At 67.3% G+C, this 14,932-nt stretch carries 14 protein-coding genes and 1 riboswitch; of the genes, 5 read left to right on the top strand and 9 right to left on the bottom strand.

Going from position 1 to position 14,932, the window contains the following annotated elements:
- Nucleotides 1-29 precede the first annotated feature (29 nt).
- The 4 genes from ACP7AR_RS13950 to ACP7AR_RS13935 all read left to right on the top strand — a co-directional run bounded on the left by ACP7AR_RS13950 (nucleotide 30) and on the right by ACP7AR_RS13935 (nucleotide 4,265).
- Nucleotides 30-1,691, top strand: coding sequence for a DUF222 domain-containing protein (locus ACP7AR_RS13950; RefSeq protein ID WP_426186937.1), 1,662 nt, complete (start codon nucleotides 30-32; stop codon nucleotides 1,689-1,691).
- 30 nt (nucleotides 1,692-1,721) lie between these two features.
- Nucleotides 1,722-2,411, top strand: coding sequence for a haloacid dehalogenase type II (locus ACP7AR_RS13945; protein WP_426186934.1), 690 nt, complete (start codon nucleotides 1,722-1,724; stop codon nucleotides 2,409-2,411).
- Between the two features lie 17 nt (nucleotides 2,412-2,428).
- A riboswitch (FMN riboswitch) is annotated at nucleotides 2,429-2,557 on the top strand.
- A 74-nt stretch (nucleotides 2,558-2,631) separates the two neighbouring features.
- Entirely contained in the window at nucleotides 2,632-3,348 is a 717-nt protein-coding gene (gene pnuC / locus ACP7AR_RS13940; RefSeq protein ID WP_426187761.1) for a nicotinamide riboside transporter PnuC, read from the top strand.
- On the top strand, nucleotides 3,348-4,265 hold the full coding sequence (locus ACP7AR_RS13935) for a J domain-containing protein (protein ID WP_426187759.1): 918 nt from the start codon (nucleotides 3,348-3,350) through the stop codon (nucleotides 4,263-4,265). Before pnuC ends, ACP7AR_RS13935 begins: the two co-directional genes overlap by 1 nt.
- A 27-nt stretch (nucleotides 4,266-4,292) precedes the next feature.
- Here the strand turns inward: ACP7AR_RS13935 and pucL are convergent, their stop codons facing one another.
- From pucL to ACP7AR_RS13895, 8 genes are read right to left on the bottom strand one after another with little or no spacing between them, the layout of a single operon-like run.
- Nucleotides 4,293-5,243 carry a factor-independent urate hydroxylase gene (pucL, locus tag ACP7AR_RS13930; RefSeq protein ID WP_426186931.1) on the bottom strand — a complete coding sequence of 317 codons (951 nt, stop codon included), beginning with the start codon at nucleotides 5,241-5,243 and terminating at the stop codon, nucleotides 4,293-4,295.
- A 4-nt stretch (nucleotides 5,244-5,247) separates the two neighbouring features.
- On the bottom strand, nucleotides 5,248-5,592 hold the full coding sequence (gene uraH, locus ACP7AR_RS13925) for a hydroxyisourate hydrolase (RefSeq protein WP_426186928.1): 345 nt from the start codon (nucleotides 5,590-5,592) through the stop codon (nucleotides 5,248-5,250).
- Nucleotides 5,589-6,086 (bottom strand): 2-oxo-4-hydroxy-4-carboxy-5-ureidoimidazoline decarboxylase, encoded by a 498-nt coding sequence (uraD, locus tag ACP7AR_RS13920; RefSeq protein WP_426187757.1) that lies wholly within the window; start codon nucleotides 6,084-6,086, stop codon nucleotides 5,589-5,591. The genes uraH and uraD overlap by 4 nt, the downstream gene beginning before the upstream one ends.
- A gap of 29 nt (nucleotides 6,087-6,115) precedes the next feature.
- Complete coding sequence (bcp, locus tag ACP7AR_RS13915; RefSeq protein ID WP_426186924.1) at nucleotides 6,116-6,592, bottom strand: thioredoxin-dependent thiol peroxidase; 477 nt, start codon at nucleotides 6,590-6,592, stop codon at nucleotides 6,116-6,118.
- Nucleotides 6,589-9,087: an allantoinase AllB gene (gene allB / locus ACP7AR_RS13910; protein ID WP_426186921.1), complete on the bottom strand. Its 2,499-nt coding sequence runs from the start codon at nucleotides 9,085-9,087 to the stop codon at nucleotides 6,589-6,591. Before allB ends, bcp begins: the two co-directional genes overlap by 4 nt.
- Before the next feature lies 1 nt (nucleotide 9,088).
- Nucleotides 9,089-10,885 (bottom strand): glyoxylate carboligase, encoded by a 1,797-nt coding sequence (gene gcl, locus ACP7AR_RS13905; protein ID WP_426186918.1) that lies wholly within the window; start codon nucleotides 10,883-10,885, stop codon nucleotides 9,089-9,091.
- A gap of 26 nt (nucleotides 10,886-10,911) precedes the next feature.
- Nucleotides 10,912-11,790 carry a 2-hydroxy-3-oxopropionate reductase gene (locus tag ACP7AR_RS13900; RefSeq protein ID WP_426186915.1) on the bottom strand — a complete coding sequence of 293 codons (879 nt, stop codon included), beginning with the start codon at nucleotides 11,788-11,790 and terminating at the stop codon, nucleotides 10,912-10,914.
- 48 nt (nucleotides 11,791-11,838) lie between these two features.
- A complete protein-coding gene (locus ACP7AR_RS13895) occupies nucleotides 11,839-12,642 on the bottom strand; it encodes a hydroxypyruvate isomerase family protein (protein WP_426186912.1) in 804 nt (267 codons plus the stop codon).
- Nucleotides 12,643-13,019: 377 nt separating this feature from the next.
- Here ACP7AR_RS13895 and ACP7AR_RS13890 point away from each other — a divergent pair, with 377 nt between their 5' ends.
- Nucleotides 13,020-13,895, top strand: a complete 876-nt coding sequence (locus ACP7AR_RS13890) for an endonuclease domain-containing protein (protein WP_426186909.1) — start codon at nucleotides 13,020-13,022, stop codon at nucleotides 13,893-13,895.
- Nucleotides 13,896-14,070: 175 nt separating this feature from the next.
- Here ACP7AR_RS13890 and ACP7AR_RS13885 read toward each other — a convergent pair whose 3' ends face one another.
- Entirely contained in the window at nucleotides 14,071-14,910 is an 840-nt protein-coding gene (locus ACP7AR_RS13885) for a bifunctional allantoicase/(S)-ureidoglycine aminohydrolase (protein WP_426186906.1), read from the bottom strand.
- Nucleotides 14,911-14,932: the final 22 nt, after the last annotated feature.

The following is a 14,932-nucleotide window of genomic DNA, read 5'->3' as shown; positions in this document are numbered from 1 at the left end:
ATGTCGGTGGTCTTGGGTTGAATGGGGGTATGGCATCACTGGCGGAGGAGTTGGCGGGCATCGATCGGTTGTTGGCCGATGCGATGGGGTCTTCCGGTGCTGTGCGGTTCGCGGGTGATGGTGAGCTCCTCGATGTCGTGCAGGCGTTGGGTCGTGTGCTGCGGCGGGTGGAGGGTGCGGTCGTTGCGGTGACGGAGCGGATCGTGGCGCGGGATCAGTGCGAGCGGGACGGGCGGTTCTCGACGCGGGCAGGGTGCCGTGATGCGGCGGAGGTGCTGCGGCGCACCCTTCTTGTGGACGGTGCGACCGCACGGCGGTTTGTGACCGCGGCGGGGGCCGTGCACCGGGAGGTGGACATCACCTCGGGCGGGTTGTTGCCGGGGAAGTTCCCCGGACTGGCTGCGGCGTTGGCTGAGGGCTTCTTGTCGTTGGGTGGGTTTCTCGCGTGCACGGGACCGTTGCAGAAAGCGGTGCGGATCGGGGTTGCGGATCGTTTGGCGGCGGATACGGTGCTGGCCAGGTTCGCATGCGGGCTGCCGTTGGATGGTTCCGGGGACGACACCGACGACACCACAGCGGCGGTCGAGCGGGCGCCGTTGCCGACGACGGATGAGCTCGCCGCGTTGGCTGCGCATATTGTGGCGCGTCTTGATCCGGATGGTGCGGAGCCGTCGGATCGTGCGGGGAAGCGGCGGCGGCACTTCACGATCGGGAAACTCCGGGACGGATCCGTGCCCGTGCGGGGCGAGCTGCTCCCGGAAGTCGCGGCACAGTTGCAGAAACTCATCGACAGTCTCCTGAACCCGAAAACGGGAGACGAGGGCAGCGGTTCTGCGGTGCGGTTTCGTCCGTCCGACGACACGGGCGACGGGGAGCGTGGCGAAGACGACCACGAGCATGGTGGCGACGGGGACCGTGACGGGTCCGCGGCGAAGTACTCCACCGGCAGCGCTGAGTACGGGGCGGAGGAGGTGTCGGATCGTGCGGACGGGCTCGAACCCCACAAGGCAACGTCGCCGCCGGTGGAGTCAGCGGACCTGCGCACGCACGCTCAGAAACGTCACGACGCGTTCGCGACCGCGCTGATGGTCGCCGCCGCTTCCGGAGGCATGCCCACCCTCGGCGGTGCCGCACCGACGCTGGTCGTCTCCGTCACCGCAGAAGACTTCGCCCACCGCACCGGCCGGGCAACCGTCGAAGGCGCCGGGTACGACGTCCCCCTCGGGGCGGCCGATAATGCCGGATGCGCCGGAGGGATCCAACGGGTCCTGTTCGATGAGAACGGTGCGATCGTCGCAATCAGCACCAGCGCGCGCCTGTTCAACGCAACCCAACGCCGGGCGATCGTGCTCAGAGACCGCGAATGCCTCATCCCCGGCTGCCACATCCCCGCCGAATGGTGCGAGATCCACCACGTGCAAGAGCATGCTCGCGGCGGACCGACGCATACGAGCAACGGGGCCCCCCTGTGCTGGCACCACCACCGCACCCTCGACGAAGGCAACTGGCGAATCCGCATCCGAAACGGGCTCCCCGAAATCCGAGGCCCCGGATGGTGGGACCCCTACGCCCGATGGCGATCCCCACACCTCGACTACCAAGCCGTCGACGACGCCCTCGACCACACCCGCAACACCGCACGTGCACGAGAACCCGCACAAGAACGAGAACCCACATGGAACACGCGGTGATGCAGGGCTGTTGGCCCTGAAATGATGCAGTTGGCTGACGTCGATGTCGTCGTATTCGACGTGCTGGGGACCCTTGTCGACGAGCCGACGGGGCTGCGAACCGCGATTCGCGCGGCAGTCCCCCACGCTGACGTCCGGCAAGTGCGGTCCCTGGCCGAGAGTTGGCAGCGATTCGTCGCCCGTGAGCAGACCGAGATCGCCGAAGGGCGCCGCACGTACGTCGACTCGGAGGTGCTCGACGCAGAAGCTGCCCGCCATGTCCTCGACGACGCAGCAGCCTTGGGAGTTGTTGCACAGCCGGACGCCCTCACTCACCTCGCGACCGCGAGCAGGCGCCTTCCACCGTGGCCGGATTCCGTCGCCGAACTCGAGCGCCTCACCGCGCGTCTGCCCGTGCTCGCACTCTCCAACGCGGGTCCGACGACGCTCCTTCACCTCGCCGCGCACAGCGGCATGCGGTGGCACCACGCCGTGACAGCTCACGAAGTCAGCGCGTACAAGCCCGCACCCGCGCTCTACGAACGCGCCGTGCAGGTCGCCGATCGAGCGCCGGAAAGAATCCTCATGGTCGCTGCCCATGCCTGGGATCTCCGCGCGGCGCAGAAGGCCGGCATGCGCACCTGCTACGTCGGTCGGCCGGTCGGCGATCCGCCGACGGCATCCGATCATTTCGACCTGACCGTCGCCGGACTTGACGAGCTCATCCCCAGCCTCGGGTAAAGTTCCGGATGAACACACACGTGCTCCGGGGTCGGTGAAATTCCGAACCGGCGGTCATAGTCCGCGACCCGCAGCTCTTCGGAGCTTCGGTTGAACCGGTGGAACTCCGGTACCGACAGTCAAAGTCTGGATGGGAGAAGCACAGCGTGAGCTGTGTGCGGCGACGCGCACGGCGGCTCGCAGCATCCTCCTCGGCAGCATCGATGCCGAATGGAGAACGATGGAAATCCTGCGCTGGCTGGTCGACGCCTTCAACTCGCAATGGGTGCTGCCCGGCGGGCAGAGCCTGCTCATCCGCGAAGTCGTCGGCAACGTCTTCGGTCTCGCCAGCGCCCTCGGCGGCATGCGCCGCAAGATCTGGGCGTGGCCGGTCGGAATCATCGGCAACCTGCTGCTGCTGACGGTGTTCCTCGGCTCCATCCTCAACCCCGCCCATTCGCTGCCGAACCTGCTCGGCCAGGCAGGTCGCCAGATCATGTTCATCGCCGTCGCGATCTACGGCTGGGTCCGCTGGCGCCAAGCGAAGGCAGACGGCGGGCAGGTGACGCCCCGCTGGGCACCGAACGGCGCTCGCGTCGGTCTCGTCCTCGTGATGATCATCGGCACGATCGCCCTCACTCCCCTGTTCCGTCTGCTCGGCTCATGGGAGCCGGTCTGGGCGGATGCCTGGACCTTCGTCGGCTCCTTGCTCGCGACATACGGCATGGCGAAGGGGTGGACCGAGTTCTGGCTCATCTGGATCGCTGTCGACGTCGTCGGCGTCCCCCTTCTGTTCAGCTCCGGCTACTACGCCACTGGCTTCATGTACGTCTTCTACGGCATCTTCACCGCCGTCGGCTTCGTGGTCTGGTGGCGCGCGCACGCGAACGCCAAACCGAAGATCGAAACGATCATGCCGGACCCGAGGTTGGTGAAGACCGACGAGAATGGACAGTGATGTTCGACAGCCCGCTCTCCGCCTCGGCCTACGAGGTGCTCGGCGTCGACCCCGCTGCGACAGATGACGAGATCAAGCGCGCGTTTCGCCTGCGCCTGCGTCAGACGCATCCGGATGCCGGTGGAGATGCCGCCGCCTTCATCCAGGTGCAACGGGCATGGGAACTCGTCGGCACGGCCGAAGCACGCGCGACATACGACAGGGGCCACGGCTTCACCGATGAAGAGGTGACGTGGAACGGCTGGCAGGCACCCCCCGCTCGCACGGACACCCGTCCGAAGGCGCGCTCCTACGGTCACCCTGGCGGATGGCGTCGCGAGCGCTACCTGTCGCTGATCCGCGAATGGGCGGGCCACGGCGTCGAAGTCCGCGACCCTTACGACCCGGCGCTCGTGCGATCAGCCCCGCATGAACTGCGCCGCATGCTCGCCGATGCCCTCGCCGAAGAGGAGACGGCGCGCACCGTCTCCGAGCTCGGCATGGGCTTCACCGTCTGGCACGACGTCGCCACCGGCGCACACCCCGACGACAAACTCGACCACGTCATCCTCAGCCCATCAGGACTCTATGGCGTGCTGTCGGAGGACTTCGGTGAGATCGTCCGCTTCCGGCGCGGCGAGATCATCGGCCCGGCCGTCGACGGTGCCGCACCCATCGCCGCGCTCCTCGCACGCATGCGCGTCGTGGCCCGCTCGGCCCGCGTCCGCTTCGGCGGCGCCATCGTCGTGCTCCCGGACGACGATCTCGACCAGGCAATCACCCCGCTCGGGAAGGTTCGCGGAGTCCCGGTGGTCGTCGTGCGCCGTAGCGCCCTGCGCACCGTGCTGCGCCAGGGCGTGCCAGGCGCGCGCGACATCGGCGGCAATGAGCTGTTCGATGTGCGCACGCGCCTGCAGCATGCGGTGCGATTCGTCTGAGGGCTGATCCGGATCGAGCAGAGGCGCTCAGCAGAACGAGCTGACCGCCTCCCATGCGGACGCCACCTCGGCCTGACCCTCGCGCGTCACGGCGGCTTCGATCAGACCGTATGAGCGATCGGAGGCGAAGAACACCTCATTGGGGTTGTCGAGACCGTACGACTCGAGATCGACGACGAAATGATGCTTGTTGGGCATCGAGAAGCGGATCTCCGCGATCTCGGGATGCGCGGTGAGCACGGCGCGTCCCATGTCGAACAGCGTCGCCTGCAGCGCCGCCGAGTAACGCCGGGTGAATTCCTCGAGCAGGATGCGTTTCACATCCGCATAGATCGCGTTGAAGTCCAGGTCTCTGGACCCAGCATCCGGTGCGTATCGCCAGCGCGCCGAGACATCGGTCGCGAGGATACGGTCGGTGGTCTCCTTGAGCGACGTGTAACGATCCCTCGGGAAACCGACGAATCCGGACTGCGTCGTCTTGAGCACCGTCAGTCCCTTGAGCCCCGCGATGATGTGGCGCTCTGCTCCCTCGGCGACGACGACTGCCGTACGCGTCTCCTGCCCCGATCGGACGAACGAGTGGTCATGCTCCTCACCGTCTACCAGGATCCGATCCCAGGCGTAGCTCTCGGCGAGCCAGCGTCCGCCTTCGACCCAGTCGAACTCTCCGGTGAAGTGATCCGACAGACGCAGCAGGAAGGCTTCAGGTGAGCCGATCCCTTCTCGGGCGAAGCAGAAGACGGTGTTCTTCTGAGTGTCGGTCGCGACGACGTGACCGTTGTCGCCGTCGAGGTGCGCAGCCCTGAAGTCGCCGCGCAACTGAGAGGTGACGTTGAGATCCTCGATCGAATGCCGGTCGCCGTCTCTGGTGACCTTGACGACACGGACCTCGGCTTTGCCGTACTGGTTCGGGCCGAGGATGATGCCGTCGTTCGGCGTCACGGTGTCTGTCTCGGTGTGGGTCATGATGTCGGTCATCGTTCTAACTTCCTCGGTAGGTCGAATATGCGAAGGGGCTCAGCAGAAGCGGCACGTGGTAGTGACGCTGCTCGTCATCGACGACGAAAGTGAGCACGACTTCGGGATAGAAGGTGGGCGTATCGGTGCGGGCGTAGTATCCGCCGGTGTCGAAATGGAGTCGGTAGGTGCCCGCGGGAACCGCCTCCGGTCCGAGCTGTCTGGCCCGGCCATCGGCATCCGTGACCCCTTCGGCGAGCGGCATCCACTCGCCGTCCCTGAGGGCGGACAGCACGACAGCGATACCAGGAGCAGGCAGCCCCTGGACGGCATCGAGCACGTGAGTGGTGATGTGCGACACAGTTGTCATGCGGTTATCGTTCCTCTCAGTCGGAGCAGCGCGATCTCTCGCAGCTGCCCGGCGATGATCCGCTCCTCCGAGTCGGGATCGTGCTGCAGGCGTTCTCGCAGGCTCGACAGGATCTCGGCCGCGGAGCGTCCGAGAGCGCGGATCAGGAAGACCCGGCCGAAGCGCTCCTCATACGCGAGGTTGCCCTCGCGCAGAGCCTGCTGAACCTCGGCATCCGAAGGGTCGACCCCGGCCTGCTCCGAGCGCGAGAGCGTCGCTTCTCTACTGTCGCCTCCTGCTCGTTCGCCGATCCGCGGATGGTGAGCGAGGGCCGAATCGATCTCCTCAGTCGTGAACGGATCAGCTGCGCGAGCCGCTTCCGCCATGAGAGAGTCGACCGACTCGAAGGGACGGCGATCGACGATGTCCTCGCACCATCGCGTCACATCGACACACGGCCTGAGCGCGGCGACGGCATCGCCTCGCTCCGCCGCATTGAACTCCTCAAGCATCATCGCTCGATCTCTTCCTATTGATTCGGTGGTCATGTGAGTAGTGCATCCCGGAGACGGGCGACATGGCCTTCCGCGTTGACGTTGTACTCCACGGACGAGACGACACCGTCCGCGTCGACCACCACCGTGGTGCGGATCAGACCGTCGAACGTGCGTCCGTTCACCGTCTTCTGCCCCCACGCGCCCCACTCCCTGGCGACGGCGGAATCCTCGTCGGAGAGCAGGGGAAAACTCAGTTGCTCGGCATTCGCGAACTCCGCGAGTCTCGACACAGGGTCCGGTGAGATCCCGAGCACGGTGTAACCAGCACCTTGGAACGATCCGAGATTGTCGCGGAAATCGCACGCCTCGGTGGTGCAGCCCGGCGTGAACGCCGCCGGGTAGAAGTACACGATCACTGGCGTGCCGCGCAGTTCGGACAGTGTGCGCTGTTGACCGGACGCGTCGGTGAGCGTGAAGTCCGGCGCGGTCTGGCCGACCTCGAGCTCTTCAGATGAGTTGATCATGCGGGTTCTCCGTTCTCGATGTCTTGGGCAGTTCCACGCGCAGTTCCACGACGCAGCAGCCGACCACGGGGAGCATCGCTCTCCACCGGCGCCCCGGCGAGGTATGTCTTCCGCACGACCCCGGTGAGCTCCTGCCCGTCGTAGGGCGTGATCGGATGCCGGTGCGAGAGCCGCTTCGCATCCACGACGAACGTGTCCTCGGGGGCGAACACGGCGAAATCGGCCGCCGCGCCTTCGACGATGCGGCCTTTGTCCGCGAGTCCCACTCTTGCGGCCGGCTTCTCGGACATGAGGGCGACCACGTGCGCGAGGGAGAGCCCGCGCCTGCGCGCATGCGTCCACACCAGTGAGAGCCCCAACTGCAGCGAGGCGATGCCACCCCAGGCCAGCGAGAAGTCACCGTCACCGGCGAACTTCATCTCCGGTGTCGACGGCGAATGATCCGAGACGATGTAGTCGATCGTCCCCTCCGAAAGCCCGCGCCACAGCTCCTCGCGGTTGTCTTCCTCACGGATAGGGGGACAGCACTTGAAGGCCGTGCTCCCCTCTGGGATGTCCTCGGCGGCGAGCGTCAGATAGTGCGGGCAGGTCTCCACCGTCAGATCGACACCGTCGGCGCGAGCTGCGGCGATACGGCTCAGGGAGTCGCCGTTGGACAGGTGCAGGATGTGGGCGCGGACACCGGTGTCGGCTGCGCCCTGGATCACCTCGGCGATCGCCGCATCCTCAGCGGAGCGCGGACGCGACGCCAGGAACGGCGCATAGTCGCGGCTGCCCGGCTGCACGGATTCCTCGATGATGTGCGCGTCTTCAGCATGCACCACGAGCAGCGAGTCGAGCCCAGCCAGCACCGCCATCGCCTCCCGCATCTCCAGGGCGGAAACGTCGGGGAACTCCTCCACGCCGGAAGGGAGCAGGAAGCACTTGAAGCCGTACACGCCCTCGTCGTGCAGCGGGACGAGCTCGGCGATGTTGCCGGGGATCACACCACCCCAGAATCCGACGTCGACGAAGACCCGCCCCTCCGCGACGGCCCGCTTCTCATCGAGAGCTGCGACCGAGACGGTGGGAGGGATGCTGTTGAGCGGCATGTCCACGATCGTCGTCACGCCGCCGGCGGCTGCAGCCCTCGTGGCGGATTCGAAGCCCTCCCACTCAGTGCGACCCGGCTCGTTGACGTGCACGTGCGTGTCGACCAGACCAGGCAGCAGCACCTCGTCGGCGGCGAGCTCGACGATCCGAGCGGCATCGAGGCCGGTTCCGGCAGCAGCGACGCGTGCGATGCGGCCGTCGCGCACACCGACCTCGGTGGCAGCGAAAGAGCCGTCGATCAGGGCGCGCCCGCGAAGGACGAGGTCGTAGCGCGGTGCCGGGATCGAACGGACCAGGCTCTCGGCCAGCGCTTCGAGCAACGGCCCGGCCTCCGCCATGCTGCGCTGCGGATCAGGTTCGAGCTCGGACAGTGCTCTGGCCCCGGCGAAACCCGCATCCGCGATCGCCTCGGCAGACAGCGTGGTCCGCCCGCACACCGCATACACCGGCAGTCCTGCCGCAGCCGCCGCGCGAGCGACGCCCACAGGGGTCTTGCCCATCAGGCTCTGCTCGTCGAGGCTGCCCTCGCCGGTGATCACGGCATCCGCGCCCTGCAGAAGGCCGGCGAGGCCGGTCGTCTCGAGGACGACATCGACACCGGCGCGCCTGGTCGCGCCGAGCGCGATGGCGGCGAACCCGACACCACCGGCAGCGCCGGCGCCCGCACGGGACGCGGCCTCAGCGGCCGGTACGACGAATCCGCCGGCGGCGTCCAGCACCTCGACGAGGCGGATGAGACCGGCCTCGAGTGCCGCGACGTCGTCTGCGGTGGCGCCTTTCTGCGGCCCGAACACCTCTGCGGCGCCACTCGGCCCGGTGAGCGGATTGTCGACGTCGCTCGCCAGGATGATCTCCGTGTCGCACAGCCGCGGATCCAATGCGCTGAGATCCACAGCAGCGAGACGCACGAGAGCAGCGCCACCCGGCGGCAGCTGATCGCCGTGGTCGTCGAGCAAGCGCGCGCCGAGTCCCTGCAACAGGCCGGCGCCGCCGTCGGTGCACGCGCTGCCACCGATTCCGAGCACGATGCGCCGGCACCCGGCATCCAGCGCCGCGCGGATGAGCTGACCGGTGCCGAGACTCGTCGCTCCGAGTGCGTCCTTGCGGCCACCCGGCAGCAGGTCGAGTCCGGAGGCGCGCGCCATCTCGACGACCGCCTCGTCACCGCGCACCGCGAACTCCGCCTCGATCTGCGCTCCGGTGGGCCCGGCGACGAGCGCGGTGCGCGAGGCGAACCCTGCCGCGAGCACCGCATCCAGCGTTCCCTCTCCCCCATCGGCAACGGGAACCGTCACGACCTCGATTCCCGGGTCGGCGCGGCGTGCCCCCGAAGCGATCCTCTCGGCAGCTTCGGGCGCAGTCAGCGACCCTTTGAACTTGTCGGGGGCGATGACCAGACGCATCTCAGACCTTCGCGAGCGAGAGGATCGCCGTCGGAGCATCCTCGGGCATGACGGCGAGCTCGCCGAACTCGTTCACGTTGTCGAGTTCGGTGCCCATCGGGATGTTCGTCACACGCTCGAGGATCGCTTCGACCACGACAGGAACCTGGTGCTGATCGATGAGGGACTGCGCCTCGGCGAACGCCGCGGCGAGGTCTTCGGGGCGCTCCACGCGGATAGCCCGGCATCCCAGCCCCTCTGCCACCTTGACATGGTCCACACCATAGCCGTTCGCGGTGCTGCCCTCCACGTGCGGAGAGTTGATGTTCTCGAACGCCAGCGACACCTCGAAGTCCATCTCGAACCCTCGCTGAGCCTGACGGATCAGACCGAGATAGCTGTTGTTCACGACCACGTGGATGTAGGGCAGCTTGTGCTGCGCCCCCACCGCGAGCTCCTCGATCATGAACTGGAAGTCGTAGTCGCCTGACAGCGCGACGACGGTCTCGCCGGGCTTGCCACGGACGACGCCGAGAGCCGCAGGCCCGGTCCAGCCCAGGGGCCCGGCCTGTGCCGCGTTGATCCACTTGCGCGGACCGAAGACATGCAGCAACTGCGCGCCGGCGATCTGCGAGAGCCCGATCGTGGTGACGTACGTGGTGTCTTTGCCGAAGGCGCGGTTCATCTCCTCGTACACGCGCTGCGGCTTCATCGGCACGTCGTCGTAGTGGGTCTTGCGCTGCAGCGTGGCCTTGCGCTCACGGCTTTCCGCCGCCCAGCCGGAGTAGTCCGGCAGGGTGCCCGACATGCTGCGCTCCCGTGCGACCTCGAGGAACGCCTCGAGGGCGGCGCCGGCATCCGACACGATCCCGAAGTCGGGCGCGAAGACGCGACCGATCTGCGTCGGCTCGATGTCGACGTGCACGAAGGTGCGGCCCTCGGTGTACTTGTCGACGCTTCCGGTGTGGCGATTCGCCCAGCGGTTGCCGATGCCGATCACGAAGTCCGACGCCAGGAGCGTCGCGTTGCCGTAGCGGTGCGAGGTCTGCAGACCGGCCATCCCGGCATTGAGCTCGTGATCGTCGGGGATGGTGCCCCACCCCATCAGAGTCGGGATGACCGGGATGCCGAGAACCTCCGCGAACTCGATGAGCTGAGCGGATGCACCGGCGTTGATGATTCCGCCGCCGGCGACGATGACCGGATGCGTGCTCGCGGTCAGCATGTCGATCGCCTTCTCAGCCTGGCGACGAGATGCCGCGGGCCTGGCGATCGGGAGCGGCTCGTAGGCGTCGATGTCGAATTCGATCTCGGTCTGCTGTACGTCGATCGGCAGATCGATGAGCACGGGGCCCGGCCGGCCCTCGCGCATCAGCTGGAACGCCTTCTGGAAGGCACCAGGAACCTGCGCTCCCTCCATCACGGTCATCGCCATCTTCGTGAGGGGCTTCGCGATGGTCTCGATGTCGACCGCCTGGAAGTCCTCCTTGTGCAGCTTGGCGACCGGCGCCTGGCCGGTGATGCACAGGATCGGCAGCGAATCGGCCCAGGCCGCGTACAGCCCGGTGATCATGTCGGTGCCGGCAGGGCCGGACGTACCGATGCAGACGCCGATGTTGCCGTCGGCGGCGCGGGTGTAGCCGTCTGCCATGTGCGCTGCACCCTCGACGTGGCGGGCGAGCGTGTGCCGGATGCCGCCGTTGGCGCGCATCGCGGAGTAGAACGGGTTGATGGCGGCACCTGGTAGGCCGAACGCCTCGATGGCGCCCTCCTTCACCAGGATGGCCACGGCGGCATCCGCCGCGCGCATGCGAGTCATGAGAGTCTCCTGAGTCTGAATCGGGGTCAGGCGCGGCCGGCGAAGGCCGCGGTCAGCTTGAACAGCCCTGAGTGGTCGAGGCCGGAGTCGCCCTGCTGCACGGCGGACCCGACGAGCTGGGCCACATGGGCACCAAGCGGAATGGTGATGCCGGCCTGTCGTGCGGCGGCGGTGATGATGCCCATGTCCTTGTTGTGGAGGGCGAGGCGGAAGCCGGGGGCGAAGTCGCGATCGAGCATCTTCTGACCCTTCTGATCGAGGACCTTGGAGCCGGCCAGGCCGCCCCCGAGCACCTTTAGAGCGGCATCCGTGTCGACGCCGAAGGCCTCGAGGAAGATGATCGCCTCGGCCAGGGCCTGGATGTTCACGGCGACGATCAGCTGATTCGCGGCCTTCACCGTCTGGCCGGCGCCGGCGGGGCCCACGTGGACGATCGTCTTGCCGACCGACTCGAGGACCTCGAGTGCATCGGCGAAGTCGTCGGCAGTTCCGCCGACCATGATCGACAGCACGGCGTCGATCGCGCCCTGCTCGCCACCCGAGACTGGCGCGTCGACGGCGCGAAGGCCGGCGTCGATCGCCTCCTCGGCGAGCTCCTTGGCGACGTCGGGACGGATGCTGGATGCATCGATCCACAGCGCACCCTTCTTGGCGTGCGCGAAGACGCCGTCTTCGCCTCGGACGGCGGCCGCGACATCCGGGGAGTCGGGCACCATCGTGATGATGACGTCGGCGTCCTTGACGGCGTCAGCGATGTCACTCGCCCCTCGCCCTCCGGCAGCGAAGAGCTCGTCGATACGGTCCTTGCTGAGGTTGTATCCGGTGACGGAGTGCCCGGCGGCGATGAGGTTCCTGGCCATGGGGAGACCCATGATGCCGAGGCCGATGACTGCGATGTTGCTCATGAGTGTTCCTTCGGGATGGGTGCGGCGGCTGTGCCGCAGAAGTGGGGGTCAGCGCGCTGCGGCGACGACTTCGGATGCCCAGGCGAACGCGGTCTCGATCGGGGCTTTGTATTCGAGTCCGACGTAGCCCGCGTAGCCGAGCTCTCGGCTGCGTGCGATCCAGAAGTCGATGGGGAGCGATCCTGTTCCGGGTGCTCCGCGACCGGGTGCATCCGCGATCTGGATGTGGCCGAACGATGCGGCGTGCTCTTCGATGACGTTCGGCACATCGTCGCCGTTCACGGCGAGGTGGTAGAAGTCGGCGAGCAGCGCGAGGTTGCGCGCTCCGGTCGAGGTGCGGACATGTTCGATCACATCCAGCGCGTCCGCCGCGGTGCGCAAGGGGTATTGCTCTGCGCCGCTGACCGGTTCGACGAGCACTGTGCCCCCGATGGCTGCGACCGCCTCCGCAGCAGCGGCGAGGTTCTCGATCGCCACGGCGTCCTGAACGGCGGGATCGACGCCGTCGATGCGGTTGCCGTACAGGGCGTTGAAGCCCTTCGTGCCCAGCTCCCGGCCGATGCCCACCACGACGTCCAGGTTGTCGCGGAACTCCTTGCCGCGTGCGGGCCAGGAGACCAGACCGCGGTCGCCGTCAGGCATGTCACCGGCGTTGAAGTTCAGACCGGTCAGCTGCACGCCGGCGTCGCGGATCGCGGCGGTGAACGCATCGACCTCGTGGTCGAGCGGCACAGAGGTCGAGAACGGCCACCAGAACTCGACCGCGTCGAATCCGGCATTCTTCGCCGCGGCAGGGCGCTCGAGCAGCGGGAGCTCGGTGAGAAGGATCGAGCAGTTCACCGTGTACGTCATTTCGACTCCTTCGTCGTTTTTGCTTATTCCGCATTATGGAAGGTAACTTCTGCTAGATGAAAGTCTAGGACGCGAGCGATGGGCTGTCAACGGTCGGCGTCGTCGTCGCGCCGGTGGTCGCGCCGTCGGGAGCCGGGTTTCCGCGGTCGGAAGAAGAGTTTGCGGGGTTTTCGCGGCCCAGGAGCCCCGAAAGTCTTCTTCGCTCCGCGGTGGGGGCGGGGGCGCGGGGCGGGGCGACTTGGTCTGCACAGGGCGGGAACGGAGGGAGATCTGCACCGGTTGCGGCGATCGCAGGATGCCGCCGCCTTCCCGTACGCGAACATCAGGGGATGCGACACAGGGCCCGCCTACGCCGACGTTTGGGCGATGCGTTCTCCGTGGCGAGCGCAGAGGCCGCAGGCATCAGCCGTGACCGGCTTCGCACCCCCGGGCTGCACCGCCCGTTCCGCGGCGTGCGTTCGATCGATCAGCCGAAGACGTTCCGCGAGTTCATGGACTGCTACGTCCCTCGCCTGAAACCGGGCCAACGGTTCGGCGGAGTGACGGCGGCGCGGGACTGGGGGCTCCCCCTCCCCTCGGAGTGGACTCCCGAAGAGCCGCTCGAGGTGGTCGTTTCGTCATCGGCAGCCGCGCCGAAGATTCGGGGAATACGTGGACGCCGTCTTCGTGAGGACCGCGCCTCGACGTTCACTCTGAAGGGCCACCCCGTTGTCGATCCGGTCGCAGCACTGTTCATGTGCGCCGCAGAACTCACCGTCGCCCAGGCGGTCGTCATACTCGATGCCCTGCTGACGACAGCATCCAACTACCCCGCCCTCGGGCCAGGAAGACCGTTGAGCACGCGAGATGAGATCACCCGCCGGCTCAGTGAATGGGGGAAGTTCCCCGGATGCCGAACGATCCGCGCCGCTCTGTCGCGCGCCCGCGAGCGAGTGGAGTCACCGAAGGAGACCGAAACTCGTCTGCTGCTCGTCGATGGTGGTCTGCCCGAGCCCGTCGTGCAGTACGAGGTATGGGCTGAGGGGCGAATGCTCGGACGCACCGACCTCGCCTATCCCGAGCAGAAGGTCGCGTTCGAATACGAGGGCGACGGCCATCGCACGGACAAGGAGCAGTGGCGCAGGGACATCCAGCGCCAGCGACACCTCGAAGGCGAGGGGTGGATCGTCATCCGCCTGACCCAGGCCGACCTCGATGAGCCGGAGCTCCTGGTCGCCGCCATCCGACGCACGATATCCGCGCGCCGCCGGTGACCTTGTCGCCCGTCTGCCGCACGGAAGAACAGTTTCGGGGGTTTCCGGCCATGCAAACCCCCGAAACTGTTCTTTGACCGTGACGTGACGCGACGGGCGGGGCGTGACGCGCGGGGCGCGCGCGGCGCGCGGGGCGACGGGGCGTGCGGGGCGCGCGGCCCGGCGCGAGCGCGCCTCAGCCCCAAGGACGCGGATCAGCGCCGCGGGTCAGCATCACCTGACGGTTGACGTCCTTGTAGAGCAGGTAGCGGAACGGCCCGGGTCCGCCCGCGTAACAGGCCTGCGGGCAGAAGGCGCGCAGCCACATGAAGTCACCGGCCTCGACCTCGACCCAGTCATCGTTGAGCCGGTAGACGGCCTTGCCCTCGAGCACGAAGAGCCCGTGCTCCATGACGTGCGTCTCGGCGAACGGGATCGACCCGCCCGGCTGGAAGGTCACGATGTTCACGTGCATGTCGTGCGAGAGGTCGTCGGGGTCGGCGAAGCGCGTGGTCGCCCAGGCACCATCCGTGTCCGGCATCTCTCGCGGCTCGACATCCTGGTCGCGCGTGACGAAGGACTTCGGCAGCGCGATGCCTTCCGCGCGTTCGTACGCCTTGCGGATCCAGTGGCACGACGTCGTGCCTGCTCCCTCGTTCCACAGCGACCACGTTTCGCCCGGCGCCAGGAAGGCATAGCCGCCCTCGGCGAGAACCTGTGCTTCTCCGGCGATGGTCAGCGTCAGCTCGCCGGCAGTGACGAAGACGACGCCCTCGACGCCCGCCTCCGGCTCCGGCTTCTCCGCTCCCCCGCCAGGCTGGATCTCGACGATGAGCTGCGAGAACGTCGTCGCGAAGCCGGCGATGGGGCGGGCGATGATCCAGGAGCGCGTGTTCGTGAACCCCGGGAGGTTGCTCGTGACGATGTCGCGGAACACCCCCTTGGGAATGACGGTGTACGCCTCTTTCACGATGGCGCGATCCGTGAGCAGCGTGCTCTGATCCGGCAGCCCGCCGGCCGGCGTGTAATAGCCCATGATTCTCCTCTGATGTGGTGTG

The organism is Microbacterium sp. TWP3-1-2b2, from assembly GCF_049896145.1.
In the GTDB taxonomy this organism is placed as follows: Bacteria; Actinomycetota; Actinomycetes; order Actinomycetales; family Microbacteriaceae; genus Microbacterium.
The sequence above is the reverse complement of the archived record's forward strand: the minus strand, read 5'-3'. Positions and strand labels throughout refer to the sequence as shown.

Coding starts and splice junctions, on each gene's coding strand:
- allB (WP_426186921.1), bottom strand. CDS start 9,087: ATGCGTCTGGTCATCGCCCCCGACAAGTTCAAAGGGTCGCTGACTGCG.
- ACP7AR_RS13895 (WP_426186912.1), bottom strand. CDS start 12,642: ATGACGTACACGGTGAACTGCTCGATCCTTCTCACCGAGCTCCCGCTG.
- bcp (WP_426186924.1), bottom strand. CDS start 6,592: ATGATCAACTCATCTGAAGAGCTCGAGGTCGGCCAGACCGCGCCGGAC.
- ACP7AR_RS13885 (WP_426186906.1), bottom strand. CDS start 14,910: ATGGGCTATTACACGCCGGCCGGCGGGCTGCCGGATCAGAGCACGCTG.
- uraH (WP_426186928.1), bottom strand. CDS start 5,592: ATGACAACTGTGTCGCACATCACCACTCACGTGCTCGATGCCGTCCAG.
- gcl (WP_426186918.1), bottom strand. CDS start 10,885: ATGACTCGCATGCGCGCGGCGGATGCCGCCGTGGCCATCCTGGTGAAG.
- ACP7AR_RS13950 (WP_426186937.1), top strand. CDS start 30: ATGGCATCACTGGCGGAGGAGTTGGCGGGCATCGATCGGTTGTTGGCC.
- pnuC (WP_426187761.1), top strand. CDS start 2,632: ATGGAAATCCTGCGCTGGCTGGTCGACGCCTTCAACTCGCAATGGGTG.
- ACP7AR_RS13900 (WP_426186915.1), bottom strand. CDS start 11,790: ATGAGCAACATCGCAGTCATCGGCCTCGGCATCATGGGTCTCCCCATG.
- pucL (WP_426186931.1), bottom strand. CDS start 5,243: ATGACCGACATCATGACCCACACCGAGACAGACACCGTGACGCCGAAC.
- uraD (WP_426187757.1), bottom strand. CDS start 6,086: ATGATGCTTGAGGAGTTCAATGCGGCGGAGCGAGGCGATGCCGTCGCC.
- ACP7AR_RS13935 (WP_426187759.1), top strand. CDS start 3,348: ATGTTCGACAGCCCGCTCTCCGCCTCGGCCTACGAGGTGCTCGGCGTC.